The sequence below is a fragment of the Streptomyces sirii genome (assembly GCF_045690365.1).
Lineage (GTDB): Bacteria > Actinomycetota > Actinomycetes > Streptomycetales > Streptomycetaceae > Streptomyces > Streptomyces sirii.
This window is the reverse complement of the sequence record NZ_CP147982.1, coordinates 930343-945134: the sequence shown is the minus strand read 5'-3', so window position 1 is coordinate 945134 and position 14792 is coordinate 930343. Positions and strand designations below refer to the sequence as shown.

The window sequence follows — 14792 nt, the reverse complement described above, 5'->3', positions numbered from 1 at the left end:
CGGTCAGCTCTCGTTCTTCGGTTCCACGCCGCGGAAGGTGGCGGTGGCCTGCTCGCTCTCCGGCACGGTGTGCTGATGCGCCATGCCGGCCGGTGCGGTCTCCTTCGCCTGAGCCTTGGCGGGAGTCTCGTCGCCCTTGTCGCGGTCGGAGCCGCAGACGGTCGGGGCGAGCGCCGGCGGTGCGGCCAGGCAGCGTGCGCGCACCAGGGATCTAGGCATGGCTGAAAACTTTCGCTCAGAGGTAAGGTTAGGCGAACCTAAAGTGCTGACGTGCGCGAGTCAAGCGTGCCCATGATGTGAGCACTAGGGGCAAATCTGGCGCTTAGGGGCGTTCCCTCCCAGTCGCAGAACAGTCCCCGCGCCCTACGGGTCCGCCGGCCGGCGTCGCCGTCACTCCAGCCCGGCCGCGTGATCGGGCACATAGGTCTGCAGATCCCGGGGCGGTCGCCGGTAGCCGCTGGCCGGGGGACGCGGCGGGAGTTCGAGTGCCGGCGGGGTGATGTCGCGGTACGGCACCGTGGACAGCAGGTGGGCGATCATGTTCAGACGGGACCGGCGTTTGTCGTCGCTCTCGACGACGTACCACGGCGCCTCCGCGATGTCCGTGTGGACGAACATCTCGTCCTTGGCCCGTGAGTACTCCTCCCAGCGGGTCAAGGACTCCAGATCCATGGGGGAGAGTTTCCAGCGCCGCGTCGGGTCCTCCAGGCGGCGCCGGAACCGGTGCTCCTGCACCTCGTCGCTCACCGAGAACCAGTACTTGCGCAGCAGGATGCCGTCCTCCACCAGCATCCGCTCGAAGACCGGGCACTGCCGCAGGAACCGCTGGTGTTCGGCAGGGGTGCAAAAGCCCATCACCCGCTCGACACCGGCCCGGTTGTACCAGCTCCGGTCGAACAGCACGATCTCGCCCGCCGCCGGCAGGTGCTCCGTATAGCGCTGGAAGTACCACTGGGTACGCTCGCGCTCGGTCGGCCTGGGCAGCGCCACGATCCGTGCCACCCGGGGGTTGAGGTACTGGGTGACGCGCTTGATCGTGCTCCCTTTGCCCGCCGCGTCGCGCCCCTCGAAGACCACCACGAGCCGGGCGCCGTCGGCCCGCACCCACTCCTGCATCGCCACCAGTTCCGTCTGCAGCCGGTACAGCTCCTGCTCGTACACCGACCGCGACAGCTTGGTGTGTCCTTCACCGCTGTGCTTCTCTCCCATTTCTCACCTCTGCGATGCGAGACGGTACGAAGGATCGCCGCTCTTCCCGCTCTGCCGGCCGGACGGAGTCAGGGAACAGGAACCGGGGTCGCGGCGACCGGGGCCGAGCCGGACGGTTTCTCCTCGGCCGGCTTCGGCCGGTCCCGCCCTCACAAATCGGCCCCGGGCCGCGCCTACCTGGACGCGACCCGGGGCCACCGGAGTTATCTTCATACTTGCACTGGAGGTCGGACCTCGCGCGCTGTGGTCGTCCAGACGGGGTACGAGGGCTCGGCTCGCCGGGATCCGCGGCCTGCCGATGCCGCCGTCGGCACCCTCGCCCCGTCACCCCACTGGCCCCGCCCCCAAGCCTCCTACCTGCGCTTTCCCGGCCCGCCCGATGACCGGCGCGGATCGTACGGCCGCGCCACGACTGGCAGCGGCAATCCCGCACGAGGATGCTTGACACGTCGTACTGCGGACAGAGTGGGAGCGGGTACGTGAGGGCACCGAGCGCGGATCGCACCACCGCCAGACGCTGGTGCCTGCGCCACCTCCAGCTGCTGCCCGTCATCCTGCTCGTCGGAGGCGCGTTCCTCGACTACCACACCTCGCCGCACTTCAGCGGAGAGGCCTTCTACACCGCCGCGCCGATGACCGCCGCGGCACTGCTGTCGCTGCGCGCGACGGTACTGGCGGCCATCGGTGCCTGTGTCGCCGACTTCGCGCTGCTCAGCCACTTCGGTTTCATCGAAGGTTCCGGTGGCCGGAGCGAGCTGGCGGCGGTCGTGACCGTCTCCGCCTTCGCCATCGTCGTCAACCGCCTCATGTACTACAGCAACGTGCGGCTGCAGTCGGCACGCAGAGTCGCCCTCGCCGTACAGCGCGCCGTGCTTCCGCAGCTGCCGGCGTCGGTCGGGCCGCTGCGGATCGCGGTGCGCTACCAGGCGGCCGTGAAGGACGCTCAGATCGGCGGCGACCTCTACGGCGCACAGGACACCCCGTACGGCGTGCGCTGCCTGGTCGGCGACGTACGGGGCAAGGGCATGGACGCCGTCAAGGTGGTGACCGTGGCCATGGGGGTGTTCCGGGAGGCCGCCGAGGAGGAGGCCACGCTCGCCGGGATCGCCGCCAGGCTGGAGCGGGCACTGGTGCGGGAGAGGGACCGGCGGGCGGGCCCCGAGCGGACCGAGGGGTTCGTCACCGGCGTGCTCGTCGAGATCCCGCACGGCGGGGATGAACTGCGACTGGTCAACCGCGGCCATCCCGCACCCCTGCTGCTGCACGCCGGCCATGTGCACAGCGCGGAACCCTCCGAGCCGACCCTCCCCTGGGGGCTGGCGGAGCTGGGCGCCGACCAGGACCGCGCCGACACGGTGCCCTTCCCCCCGGGGTCCAGCCTCCTCCTGTACACCGACGGCCTGACCGAGGCGCGCAACCGCGCCGGGGACTTCTACGACCCGGATGCCGGCCTGACCGGCGTTGAGTTTCCCGGCCCGGACGCGCTGCTCGACACCCTGCTCACCGAGGTGAGCGACCACACCGGCGGCCGCATCACCGACGATATGGCGCTGCTCGCGGTCACGCGGGACAAGGGCCGCGCCCAGGGCCCTGCGTAGGTCCAGGGAACAGCGTAGGCCCAGGGAACACCGTGCTCAGCCCAAGAAGTCCCGCAGCACCCGGTTGAGTTCGGCCGGCCGCTCCGTCGGCACGGAGTGGTGTGAGGCGTCCGGCACGGTCGCGACGGCCACCTGCGGCAGCAGCCGACGAGCCCCGACGGCCACCCGCCGGACATCATGCGCCCGGCTGCGACCGGCCACCAGCACCAGGGTGGTGACCGTACAGGCCCTCAGCTCCGCTGCCCCGGGGCGGCGCATCACCACGACCTTCGAACGCCGGGCGCTCGCGGTGCTGTCCAAGAACGCCTCCCACCTGGGGTCCTCGGAGGCGCCGCCGGTCTCCCAGTGACGAAAGGCACGCTCCCGCTCGGCGGTGCGCCTCAGCAGCAGCGGCGCCGCGCGCAGCAGGTAGCGCGGGCTCGGCGGGGCGAAACAACCGGTGGGTTCGAGCAGGGCCAGCCGGTCGACCCGGTGGGGCGCGTGGAGCGCGTAGTTCAAGGCGATCCAGGCCCCGTAGGAGTGCCCGCACAGCTGCGCCTCGCTCAGCCCCAGAGCCTCGTAGACCCCGTCCAGCCAGGCCATCAGGTCCCCGGCACCGCGCAACGGCGCCCCGTCGTGGACGCTGCGGCCGACGTCGCCCATCAGGTCGACGGCGTACACCCGATGAGTGCGGGCGAGCTCCTCGACATTGGCGAACCACACCATCGACGTGGTTCCGCCGCCGGGTAGGAGCACGAGCGGGGTGCCGTTCTCGGGGCCGCAGACCTGGACGCGCGTGGTGCCGTAGGCGGACGGCACGTCAACGCTGCGCACCGCCACCGGCCAGCGCCGCAGCGCAGCGTCGTACGCCGCGAAGAACTCCGCCTCATCGCCCACGACTACTCCCACCCCAGGCAGAATGACCCGACCTTACTCGACGACCGAAACCGCACTCGGCTCGACCACCGCACTGGTCGACCGACCGGAGCGGCTGGGACTCGACCGCCGGAAGCGATTGCGGTACTCCGTCGGTGTCGTATGGAGCTTGCGGCGGAACGCGCGGATGAGGGTGGCGGCCGTGTTGAATCCGCAGGCGGATGCGACACGTTCGAGGGTGTCATCCGTGGATTCCAATTGATTCCGGGCCACTTCGACGCGGGCCGATTCGAGGTAGGCGGCCGGGGTCATGCCGAGTTCCGTCTTGAAGATACGGGTGAGCTGCCGTTCGCTTACGTGGGCGTGTGCGGCGAGATCGGCGACGGTGAGCTGTTCGGCGAGGTTCCGCGTGATGTAGTGCCGGAGATCGTCCATGCGCCGCGTCGTCGAGACCGGCTCGATCGGGACGCTGAACTGGCTCTGTCCGCTCGGTCGTTTCAGGTACATCACCAGCTGCCGGGCGACGCGCAGCGCGACGGCCTCGCCGAAGTCCTCGGCGACCAGGGCGAGGGACAGGTCGAGGCAGGCGGTGATGCCCGCGCCGGTCCACACCTCGTGGTCGTGGATGAAGATCGGGTCGGCGTCGACCTCGATCGACGGATGCTCGGCGGCGAGCTGCTGCGCGGTCGACCAGTGGGTGGTGGCGCGTCTGCCGTCCAGCAGTCCCGCGGCCGCGAGGAGATGCGCCCCCACACAGACGGACGCGATGCGCCGTGACCTGCCGGCGAGCGTCTTCACCCAGTGGACCACGGTGGGGTCGGCGACGGCGTGCACCCGGCGTTGGTCGTCGACCTCGACCGAGCCGGGAACCAGGAGGGTGTCGATGCTCCTCCCGGACGCTTCCTGGAACGTGGTGTCGGGGAGGACGCGCACCCCGGCGGCGGTGGTCACGGGATCCATGGTTTCGGCGGCCAGCACGACGCGGTAACCCGTTGCGTCGTCCACCTCCCGCCGCAGCAGGGAGAACACCTCCGGCGGCCCGGTGACGTCCAGCAGGTCGACGCCGTCGAAGAGGAGGACGACGATGCACCGTTCCATGCCGCTCAAGGGTTCCCCATCCGCTCGGCCACAGCGAGGTGGCGGCGCACCGAGTGTCGGTATCTGCAAGTTGCATGACATTGCCGCCATGTGGGGCGGATCGTAGCGTGGAATGCGCCATCGCGTGGTGGCCCGATTCTTTCGACACGTAACCCAAGAAGGTGCGGCAATGTCTACGACGACTCTGCGGGAACTCAATGGCTTCGATCAGACGCCGGCGTCCCTGTCCGACGCGACCCTGCTTCTGATCGACTATCAGAACACCTACACCCGTGGCGTGATGGAGCTGGCGGGCTGGCAGTCCGCCCTCGACTCGGCCGCCGCGCTGCTGGCCCGAGCCAGGCGCGCGGGTGCCGAGGTCATTCACGTCATCAACGACGGCGGCGAGGGCACGCCGTACGACGTCCAGGCGGAAATCGGCCGGATCCACCCCCGTGTGGCGCCCATCGAGGGTGAGTCCGTCGTCGTCAAGACCGTGCCCGACGCGTTCGTCGGCACCGATCTCGGTGACCACCTCGACGCCGCCGGGAAGAAGGACGTCATCATCGCCGGGTTCATGACACACATGTGCGTGACCTTCACGGCGGCGGGCGCGTTCCTGCGCGGCAACCGGCCCACCGTCGTCGCCGACGCCTGCGCGACGCGACCCTTGAAGACGGCGGTTGCCGACCTGTCCGCCGAACAGCTCCACCACAGCGCCCTCGCGACGATCGACGACCTCTACGGCGTCGTCGTCCCGTCCGGCTCGACCTTGAACTGACCATAGGGTCAGGCGACTTCTGGGGAATTCGCCACAGAGGACGCCGCAGTCCGCCCCGCCAGACCGTAGCCAGGTCCATATCGCCGGTGTGCGGGGGCGGACCGGCGGCTGAGCGAGCGGGATTTTTATGCCGGGTGCATTTCATCCGGCATAAAAACATACGAATGGGCCGGGCAAGTTATTCGCTGCTCGGTTACTTCTTCCCGAAGCTGTTGTTGCAACCGATGGACGAACCCAGGGCGGTGGACTGCAGGCCGCCGACGATTCCGACCTCGCCGAGGACATCCACACCCAGATCGTGTGACCTGCACGAACTGCCCTGCATGATCTGAAACGAGGAGCCGCCGCCCGGGCCGCCGTCGGCATGGGCGGTACCGGCGCCAAGGGCGACGACGCTACCGAGGGCGGCGATCCCCACGGCAGCCTTGCGAAGCTTGCACATTTCATCTCCGGTGGATTGAGCGTATGCGATCTACGATTGATCGACTTCGTGAGGTGACGAAAGGCTAATACGAAATAGTCGGCAATCTCCCGACGGCGCGCCGAATCCCGTGAGCGCCGCGAACCGGTGCCGGCCGACCCCTTCAGCGGATGCCCCGCACCTCAGGTGACCGCGGGGTGCTCCGACCGGATGTCCGGTGCGTGCGAGCCCGGTGCTGTCCGCGGGCGCCCGGGCTCGGGGGCTTTCCCTGCCGCCCTGTCACCTGACTGTCGGACGGGCTTGACGCGCGCATCGCCACCGATGTCCGTCGCCGATTCACCTGAAGCGCTCCCGCGGCTTGAAGTCCGCCCCCGCCGTCCATCGTGTGGTGCGGATCTCGTCACGTGGTAGGGGAGACCGAGGTCGGTGAATCCGGACTGGGTAGCATCGGAGTATGTCGAAACACCTGTTATTCGTAGCCCTTTTGGGGCACGGGCACGTCAACCCCACATTGCCGTTGGTCGAGGAACTGGTACGGCGCGGGCACCGCGTGGACTACGCCACCACAGCCGAACACGCCGACGTCGTCACCCGGGCCGGGGCCCGCTGGGTGGAGCTGCCGACACCGGAACACATCCCGGTCCCCAACGAGTTCGGTCCCGAAACGTTCGGCCTCTTCATTCGCCATCTCTTCGCGGCGACGAGCGCGACCTACCCGATCCTGCAGGAGTACTGCGCCACCGAGTCGCCGGACGCGATCTGCTATGACGCGATGAGCTGGTCCCCCCGGATTCTCGCCGAGCAGCTGGGACTGCCCGCGGTGCGCTGCATTCCGAACCTCGCCTCGAACGAATCCTTTTCGTTGATGAGCGAGTTCCTGGGAGGGCTCGGCGAGGACAATCCCGTCGCGACCGCGGTCGCCGACGGCTGCGCGGCATTCTCCGCCGACCACGGAATCGCGCTCGATCCGGCGAGCATGGACGTGGTCGAGAAGCTGAACCTGGTCTTCATACCCCGCGAGTTCCAGCCCGCCGGGGACACCTTCGACGACCGCTTCCAGTTCGTGGGCCCCTCGCTGGGCAGCCGCGAACACGCCGAACCGTGGACGCCGGCGGACCCCGAAGCACCCGTACTGTTCATATCGCTGGGCACGGTTTTCAACGACCGGCCCGAGTTCTACCGCACCTGCATCGAGGCCTTCGCCGACGGGCTGTATCAAGTGGCCATGTCGGTCGGCGATTTGGATACCGCACTGCTGGGGGACATACCGCCGAACTTCGACGTCCGGCCGCGATTCCCGCAGCCGGCCGTGCTGCGGCATGCCGCGGCCTTCGTCTCCCACGCCGGTATGAACTCCACGATGGAATCCCTGTATTACGGCGTCGGGCTGATCACCGTCCCGCAGATGCCCGAGCAGGCCGCCAACGCCGGGCGGGCACAGGAACTGGGGCTCGGCGAGCAACTGGACCCCGCCACGCTGACCGCCGAGACGCTGCGTGCCACCGTCGCCCGAGTCACCTCCGACGGTGCGGTACGCGCCAGTCTCGACCGGATGCAGAAGGTCGTGCGGGAGAGCGGCGGAGCGACCCGCGGCGCGGACCTGGTCGAGGAGTACATCCGCTGAACGCCGTCGTGTGACGTCGTGATCGAGCGTGGCTGGGGGCGAGTCGGCGGCCGTGAGCGGTACGCCGCCGACCGGGCGGACGGCTGTCCGCGCCCCCAGCCCACGTGCCGCCGGCCACGCCTTCCGGCGGAGCGTTCGTGCCGCCTTCCGGTTCGACCGGGCCGTCGCGGCGCCCGACCAACTGGCTTGATCCGTATCGCCGTTGCCGCGAGTCGTCACGACGCAGGCAACCGCGGCACGGTGCGCGGCCTCTCCCTGGGCGACATTCGCCCGGATCGCCACGGAGGAGCCATGAACGCAGTCAGAGCACGCCGCGGCACCCTTGTGGGCGCGCGGCGTTGGCCGGGGCGGCACTGGTTGCCACGGCCACCCCACCCGCCGCCGCGGTCGTCGGAGGGGACCGCGCCGACCTCAAGAAGTACCCCTGGACGGTCGCCCTGACGGCATCGGACCACATGAAGGAAGCGGACTGCGGGGGCACCCTCGTCGCACCGCGCAAGGTGCTGACCGCGTCCCACTGTGTGAATCCGGCGACCGTCGATCTCCTCCGTGTGGTCGCCGGCCGGGAGGACCTGCGAAGGACCGGCGAGGGGAAGGTCCGCAAGGTCGCGAAGGTGTGGATCCACCCCAAGGCCGACACCGAAGGCGACGACGCCAGCTACGCGCACGACATCGCCGTACTGACTCTCGACGCCCCCTGCCCTACCGGACTCTGCCGCTGGCCACTCCGGCGCAGCAGAACCTGTACGAGGAGGGCACACCCAGCAGGGTGCTGGGGTGGGGGACCACGACGGGGCGCGACGACGATGACCGCGTACCGCCGCTGCAGACCGCGCTGATCCCCAACCGGGGCGACGAGCAGTGCGTCACCGCGTATGGCAGTCGCCGCTACGCCAAGCGCTACACGACATGCCTGGGCTACCCGGCCGGTGGCGTCAGCGCCTGCCACGGGGACAGCGGAGGGCCGGTCGTCGTCAAGGGCCGGCTCGTGGCCGTCATCAGCGGCGGCGGCAGCTGCACCGACCGCCTCTACCCGGGCGTCGCGGTCAAGACCGCCGCCTACTACGCGCTCCTCCAGAGCCGGATAGCCGGATAGCCGACAGCCGGACAGCCGGACAGCCAAGGAGAATGAAGTACACCCCGCTGCCCATCGCCACGGCCGCCGACACCGGTGTGTACCGTCCGGGCACCGCCGCCCGGGTCTACGGCTGGGGCCTGCTGGACTACGACAACACCCAGGCGAACCTCCTGCGATCGGCCGACCTGCGCGTCCTGCCCGACAGGACGTGCCAACGCCTCAACCCCGGAGGCGACTACGACCCCAAGATGCACGCCTGCGCCAACGACCCGGTCACCGGCGCCCACCACGCCGAGGGCGACAGCGGCGGTCCACTGGTCGCAGGCGGCAGACTGATCGGCATCGTGAGCTGGCTGGCCAACAGCAACGACACCACGCCCACACCCGGCGTCTACACCCGGGTCTCGGCCTTCTCCCGGGACATCGCCCGCCAGATCCGGGACGTCTGACCGGCGGACGGTCGCGGACAGTGGGCCGCAGGGACGAAATTCCGGCGGCAGCTGGGAGAAAACGGCGATCATCTGACAAAACCGTGCCCTCCGGACGATGATGAACACGTGGACCCAGCCAGCAGCATTGCCGCAGCGCTCGCCGGACGGATCGCCGGAGAGGCCGTTCAGCCTCTACTGGGCCGGGCCCGGCGCGAGTTGATCAAGCGTGGTGTCAAGAAGCCACGGGACGCCGCGAGCGTACTGGCCCATCTCGGAGGTCCGCACCAGGGAGATCTCAGCACGCTGGGCCTGCTTGACGACCTGCCCACCGGCGTGACGAACGCACAGATCAAAAGCATCGTGGAACAGTCGACGTTCACTGCCCTGGCGCGTCAGCTGATCGCCATTCACCTGTGCACGGACGACCCCTGGCCGATCGGGGAGAGCCGGGAGGAGGCCGTACCGGACCGCCACGACGTGGTGTGGCGGGTGCAACGTGAACGCATCGAAGAGGGGCTCGGCATCCTTCTGTCCGAGTCACTCCCCGGTACCGAGGCTCATGCGCTCACCCCGTACCTCCGGGCGCTCTTCGCCGCTCTGGACCGCGGCTGCCGGCACGTTGCCGCCTCCATGAAGCTCACCCTGTCCGAGTCGGACGGCGGCTTCTCCTGGGCCGGGCACACGCTGGAGCTCGCCGCCATCAGCAGCGTGGAACGTCACTTGGCCGCCCTCCGGAACGAGAGGCGTGCCTCGGCGGAGGAACGTGAACGCTGGCAGAAGGAGTACCTTGCCGCTTTCCTGTATCGCAACGAGAAAATAGAGCTGCCCGACCTGGAGTTGCGGACACTCATCCCCTATCGCGAGATATTCGTCGAGCCGAACGCCGCAATGCTGCAGATGGATGTGGAGGGCGGCTCGGACGCCGCAGGAGTCAGGGACCACGTTTCGCGCCAGAACTTCGCAGGGATGCTCGAAGCCCTGGACCGTACGGTCATTCTCGGTGACCCCGGTGCCGGGAAGTCGACCGTCAGCCAGGTGCTGGCCTGCCAATGGTGTGAACGCCACAAGGGAGTGGCCTTCCTGCTGAAGGTACGCCAGATCCGTTTCAGTCGGGGCGGGTTCAACCTGGTCGAGGAGGTCGAGCGCGCGCTGCGCGACATCTACCAGAAGCCGGCCCCTCCCGGCATGGTCGAAGAACTCCTGCTCAACGGCTCGGCCCTGGTCATCTTCGACGGACTGGACGAAGTGCCGACGACGGTCCGGGGCCGTGAGGTAAGCGATGTCATCGAGGCGGCCAGCATCGCATACCCACTGTCCCGCTTCGTGGTGACGTCTCGCCGGTTGGGCTACTCCTCCGTCCGGCTCGACCAGGAACTCTTCTGCGACTACGCGCTGCGGCCCTTCAGCGACGGTCAGGTCAAGGAGTACGCCGGAAAGTGGTTCGTCCGTCGCGCCGGCGGCCGCGATGCGACGGTGGATCAACTGGTCGAGAACTTCATGGAGCACAGCAGAACCATTCACGACCTGCGTCAGAACCCGTTGATGCTCGCGGTCATCTGTCTGCTGCACGCCGGATACAACGAAATCCCGCGCAGTCGCCCCAAGATCTACAAAAAATGCGTGGAACTGCTCCTGCGCACTTGGGATTCGCACCGGGGAATCGGCGACCCGGTATGGGACATCGAGGCCTTCGAAGTGGTGCTCGCCGAAATCGCCTATCACACCCTCCTGACACCCGAGTACCAGTACGGGATGACGAAGGGCCAGGTACGTGACGTCGCGGTCAAGAACCTCTTGGAGGAAGCCGTGCCGGACCGCGTCACCGCAGTGCAGCTCGCTCGACGCATGATCGACCTGTGTCGCGGCCGCGCCTGGATGTTCACCGACGTGGTCGGTGGGATACCCGGCGAGGAGCGGTACTCGTTCACGCACCAGAGCTTCCAGGAGTACTTCGCGGCTCAGTACCTGGTACGGCACGCCGACTCACCTGAGAAGGTCGGGGACGAGATCGCCCGCAACATCGCCTCGGGACGACTGGAGATCTTCTCGCAGATCTGTCTTTCGCTGGCCAGCGGGAAGTTCCCCCACGGCGCCTCTCTTGTCTACCAGCACTGCTTGGCGGCCAACTCCGGTCACGTGGCCGCCGAGGACGAAGCGCTCGTCGAGTTCCTGGCGAAGAGCGCGGACATCGTCATGCTCAACGGAAGCGCACTTCAGCTGATCACCGACCGTGTCGTCCAGTGCTTCACACAGGGCGCCCACGCCCAGTTCGCGAAGCACCTCCTGCGTGCCGACTTCCGGCATGCTGATTCCATGCAGGGCATGGTCGCCGACGCCTTCGCACGCCTCCGGGACGATCGACCGCACGAATTCACGCGGATCATCAATGCCAACCTGTGGGCATGGGAGAACTGCCTGCAGGAGGGCGTGATCGGTCTCGGGGAGGAAGGCCGTTTCGTCGGTCAGCTGTGCCGGCTCTTCGACGGGGGGCTGTATCAGCTGCGTGGCGGCGGAGACCCGTGCACCGCTATGTGGGTCATGCGCCGGCTCGCCGGCCCGGCCACCGACCGCCCCACACTCGATCGGTGCGCTCGTATGCTTGAGCAGCTCGCTGCGCTTGCACCGTACGACATCGTGCCGGAGCAGGCTCCCGCCCCTCCCTACGCCCTCTTCAAAGGCAGCGAGCGGAGTACTCGCATCGTCTCCACAGCGTTGATGAGGTCGCTGCGACACTCGGTCGAGGCGAGGGCCGGTCTGGCATACCTCACCATGGCGTTCTGCGAATTGATGGCGGAGAACCAGCCAGGCGTGATCGCGGAATCCCACCCGCTGCTGAGCGACTTCATGAGGTCGCGGACCACGCGACAGCCCAGGCGCCTGCCGCAGGGCGTCGGGCAGTTGCCGAAGAGAGACCAGGAACGCATCAGGAGCTGGGCTGCCGGCGAGATCGACTTCTTCGAATGGATCGACGACAGCGTCGCTGTCTCGTGATCAGTGGGGCTCCCGCTCAGGGTGTGGGGATACCGCCGGGGCGTGCCGGTCGTCCGAATCGGACGGCGACTCCGGGGGAGTACAGGACGCTCACGGGTTCGCCGAGCACCGTCCGGATACCCGCCGCCCCGGTGAGGCGCTCATCGCACTCGATCAGCTCGGCCCGGTGCAGGGGCCACCGCGGGTGGGTGTTCGGGAGGTACATCTGGCGCCCGAAGAACGTGTTGTGCATGCCCCACCGGGCAGTGAGGAAGTGCTCCAGGGCGCTGGGCTGCTGTATGCGCTCGCCGGGGCGTACGGTGATCCGGCTGTGTGTTCCGCGAGGGCCCGGCCAGCGTCGGGTGCTGGTGTACGTGAGGGTGTCGGCGTTGCGGCGGATGGCCATCCGCGACCACAGGTACGGCATACGGAAGACGGTGCGCGCCACCGCCACGGGTATGAGGCGGGATGCGTCGAGCGAGCGGAAGACGACACCGCGGCGGCCGTGCGAATCGACCGAGTAGAGGCGGACGTTGGTCTCCGGGAACGTACCCAGATACGGCACGCCGGGTAGGCGGAACCAGCCGACGCGGTGCATGCGGAACGGGACCAGGCCGACATACGTGGCCCCGTCGAACGTGTCCGGGACCGTGCCGGCCGGCAGCAGGTGGGCCACGTCTGCCGGGTCCACGGCCCAGTGCAGGAAAGTCAGGTCCAGCCACGACTGGGTGAGCAGCGGGCCGTCGGTGGAACCGGTCGGGTCGGCGGTGATCGGTTCGGGAACGGGCGACGTGAGGGACACGGCGTCAGGATCGCACAGGGCGTGGTGACGACATCCGGGGAGGCCGGGAACTCCGCCTGCCACGCGGTCGGAGCGGCTGCGATCGACGGCCCTCCCCGCTGCGCCGGGCGCTTCAGTCGGCGCACCTTCGCCGACTGAAACGCCCATCACGCCGAGAGCAGGTCGCGGACGGCGTCAGCCCGTTGGGGGAGTGGTGAGGGCGGGTGTCCTCAGTGCTGCTTTCCCGCAGGGGTGCGGCTCACCGTTCCCTTGCCGCCGGCCAGTTTCCACTCGCGGTTCAGCGTGCCCAGCGGGATACGGCGGTCGAAGATCGGCGTGCCGAAGATGTCGAGGTGGGCACGGAGCGCACCCGAGACGTCGATACCGCCGTAGGCCGCCCAGCTGCCGGTGGCCGAGGCATTGCCGTCCGAGTCGGCGGAGGCGGTGCCGGCGACCTCGGCGCGCAGATAGGGGGCGACGTCCGCGGTGACGCCGACGGCGCCGTAGAGGCCGACGCTGGCCTCGGCGCCCAGGGAGGCCTTGACCTTGCCGGCGGCGGCCGCGGTGGCCCGCACCGGAGTGCCATGCATCTTGGCCTTGGCGATCGGCGCCCAGCCCTTGGCGAACTGGTAGCTGCCGCCGACGGTGAAGTCGCCCTTGAGGTCCTGCTTGACGTCGACACTGGCCTTGCCGTCGGCGTCGACCTGGAGGTAGCAGGTCAGGTCGAGGTTGACCACGACCGGCACCGGACCGACCTGGATGACGGGGTCGGCGTGCAGCTTGGCGAAGGGTAGCCGCAGCGGCTTGGCCTCCGTGGAGGCGGCCGCCCGGCCCTTGAGCTCCCACTGGGAGGACCAGTCGCCGGACAGCGTCAGCGAGGCGCCGCCGACGCCGCCGCCCTTGCCGCCCTCGTAGGAGAAGTCGACCTTGGGGGCGAGCTGGACGTAGCCGGTGGCCGACGCCTCGGCGGAGACAGGTCCGCCGGAGGGTGTGGGCAGCGAGGCGCCCACGTCCAGGCGCAGCCGGCCGAGGGGCAGCGAGGCGCCCTTGGGGCCGAAGTGCAGACCGCCGGTCTTGGCCCAGGAGACCTTGACCTTGGGGGCGATGGGCTCGACCTTCATGGCGGCCGGGTCGACGGGCACCGTGCCGTGCGCCGTGGAGCCGCCGAGCAGCGCGTCGAGCGTGGCCGGGGCGGTGTTGACCTCGGTGCCCCGGTCCGTCTTGCCGACGACCTTGGTGACCTTGGCGAGGACGCCCTGGGGCGCGCCGGGTGCGGGTGCGCTGGCGATGACGTCGCCGACGGCCACGTCCGCCTTGGGCGCGGGCGCGCTCTTCGAGGGGGAGGCGGACGGATCGGCGGACGGGGCGGTGGAGTGGGGCGCGGAGGGCGTGGCGGTCGGCGATCCGGACGGGCTGCCGGACTCCGGCGACTTCGTCGGGACGCCCGGCTTGCTCGGCGAAGGCCGCACCGCCGGGGCGGTGATGACGGCTCGTCCGCTGCTGCGGTCGAAGGACGCGACCTTGAGCGCGGACTTCTCGGCGAGCCGACCCGGGTGGCTGCCGCCGGGCCGGGCCACGGCGCTCTGGGCGCCGCCGTCGCCGTCGTCGGTGCCCTTGACGGTCAGCTTCGGGGTCGCCGAACCGGCGGCGGCCGCGGGCTCCTTGCCGCCGTCGGACGCATCGGCGGACGGGTCGGATCCCGGTGACGAGCACCCTGCGACGAGCAGGGACGCGGTGGTGAGGGCCAGTAGAGGAGCAATTCTGCTGGATCTGCGCAAGGTTGGGTCCTGGAAAAGTGAAGTGGGGGTGGACCCGGGGGAGTCCGCGAGAGGCGGTGCCCCAGGGGTCGCCGCTACCGACAGGTAACGATCGGCAAGATCGTGTCATGGACATCAGGAGCAAAGAACCGATTCATCCGTCGTATGCGGATGATCTGGATCACATGTGCTCAGCGCAGATCCTGGGGG

At 69.0% G+C, this 14792-nt stretch carries 12 protein-coding genes and 1 pseudogene; 6 read left to right on the top strand and 7 right to left on the bottom strand.

Annotation, left to right across the window (positions count from 1 at the left end):
* Positions 1–3: 3 nt before the first annotated feature.
* Positions 4–219 (bottom strand): hypothetical protein, encoded by a 216-nt coding sequence (locus tag WAB15_RS04475; RefSeq protein WP_407285406.1) that lies wholly within the window; start codon positions 217–219, stop codon positions 4–6.
* A gap of 171 nt (positions 220–390) precedes the next feature.
* Positions 391–1209 carry a polyphosphate kinase 2 gene (gene ppk2, locus WAB15_RS04470; RefSeq protein WP_399144691.1) on the bottom strand — a complete coding sequence of 273 codons (819 nt, stop codon included), beginning with the start codon at positions 1207–1209 and terminating at the stop codon, positions 391–393.
* A gap of 479 nt (positions 1210–1688) precedes the next feature.
* On the opposite strand from ppk2, the gene WAB15_RS04465 reads away from it, so the two are divergent.
* Positions 1689–2807 (top strand): PP2C family protein-serine/threonine phosphatase, encoded by a 1119-nt coding sequence (locus WAB15_RS04465; protein ID WP_407285405.1) that lies wholly within the window; start codon positions 1689–1691, stop codon positions 2805–2807.
* 36 nt (positions 2808–2843) lie between these two features.
* Here WAB15_RS04465 and WAB15_RS04460 read toward each other — a convergent pair whose 3' ends face one another.
* Positions 2844–3683: an alpha/beta fold hydrolase gene (locus tag WAB15_RS04460; protein ID WP_399144693.1), complete on the bottom strand. Its 840-nt coding sequence runs from the start codon at positions 3681–3683 to the stop codon at positions 2844–2846.
* 33 nt (positions 3684–3716) lie between these two features.
* Entirely contained in the window at positions 3717–4769 is a 1053-nt protein-coding gene (locus tag WAB15_RS04455) for a GlxA family transcriptional regulator (protein WP_407285404.1), read from the bottom strand.
* A gap of 160 nt (positions 4770–4929) precedes the next feature.
* On the opposite strand from WAB15_RS04455, the gene WAB15_RS04450 reads away from it, so the two are divergent.
* Complete coding sequence (locus WAB15_RS04450) at positions 4930–5520, top strand: isochorismatase family protein (RefSeq protein WP_407285403.1); 591 nt, start codon at positions 4930–4932, stop codon at positions 5518–5520.
* A 193-nt stretch (positions 5521–5713) separates the two neighbouring features.
* On the opposite strand, the gene WAB15_RS04445 is transcribed toward WAB15_RS04450, so the two are convergent.
* A complete protein-coding gene (locus tag WAB15_RS04445; protein WP_399144696.1) occupies positions 5714–5962 on the bottom strand; it encodes a hypothetical protein in 249 nt (82 codons plus the stop codon).
* A 433-nt stretch (positions 5963–6395) separates the two neighbouring features.
* Between WAB15_RS04445 and WAB15_RS04440 the strand changes: the two genes are divergently transcribed.
* From WAB15_RS04440 to WAB15_RS04425, 4 genes and pseudogenes are all read left to right on the top strand, one after another.
* Entirely contained in the window at positions 6396–7565 is a 1170-nt protein-coding gene (locus WAB15_RS04440) for a macrolide family glycosyltransferase (protein WP_407285402.1), read from the top strand.
* Between the two features lie 104 nt (positions 7566–7669).
* Positions 7670–8661, top strand: a pseudogene (locus WAB15_RS04435) (S1 family peptidase).
* Positions 8662–8693: 32 nt separating this feature from the next.
* Positions 8694–9092, top strand: a complete 399-nt coding sequence (locus WAB15_RS04430; RefSeq protein WP_407285401.1) for a trypsin-like serine protease — start codon at positions 8694–8696, stop codon at positions 9090–9092.
* Between the two features lie 108 nt (positions 9093–9200).
* Entirely contained in the window at positions 9201–12065 is a 2865-nt protein-coding gene (locus WAB15_RS04425; protein ID WP_407285400.1) for an NACHT domain-containing protein, read from the top strand.
* A 16-nt stretch (positions 12066–12081) separates the two neighbouring features.
* Here WAB15_RS04425 and WAB15_RS04420 read toward each other — a convergent pair whose 3' ends face one another.
* Both WAB15_RS04420 and WAB15_RS04415 read right to left on the bottom strand, forming a co-directional pair.
* Positions 12082–12846 (bottom strand): YqjF family protein, encoded by a 765-nt coding sequence (locus WAB15_RS04420; RefSeq protein ID WP_399144701.1) that lies wholly within the window; start codon positions 12844–12846, stop codon positions 12082–12084.
* Positions 12847–13055: 209 nt separating this feature from the next.
* A complete protein-coding gene (locus tag WAB15_RS04415; protein WP_407285399.1) occupies positions 13056–14603 on the bottom strand; it encodes a hypothetical protein in 1548 nt (515 codons plus the stop codon).
* Positions 14604–14792 lie beyond the last annotated feature (189 nt).

Bases quoted from the DNA above. Each gene is read 5' to 3' on its own strand.
- WAB15_RS04475 (WP_407285406.1), bottom strand. From the start codon at position 219: ATGCCTAGATCCCTGGTGCGCGCACGCTGCCTGGCCGCACCGCCGGCG.
- ppk2 (WP_399144691.1), bottom strand. From the start codon at position 1,209: ATGGGAGAGAAGCACAGCGGTGAAGGACACACCAAGCTGTCGCGGTCG.
- WAB15_RS04450 (WP_407285403.1), top strand. From the start codon at position 4,930: ATGTCTACGACGACTCTGCGGGAACTCAATGGCTTCGATCAGACGCCG.
- WAB15_RS04445 (WP_399144696.1), bottom strand. From the start codon at position 5,962: ATGTGCAAGCTTCGCAAGGCTGCCGTGGGGATCGCCGCCCTCGGTAGC.
- WAB15_RS04440 (WP_407285402.1), top strand. From the start codon at position 6,396: ATGTCGAAACACCTGTTATTCGTAGCCCTTTTGGGGCACGGGCACGTC.
- WAB15_RS04430 (WP_407285401.1), top strand. From the start codon at position 8,694: ATGAAGTACACCCCGCTGCCCATCGCCACGGCCGCCGACACCGGTGTG.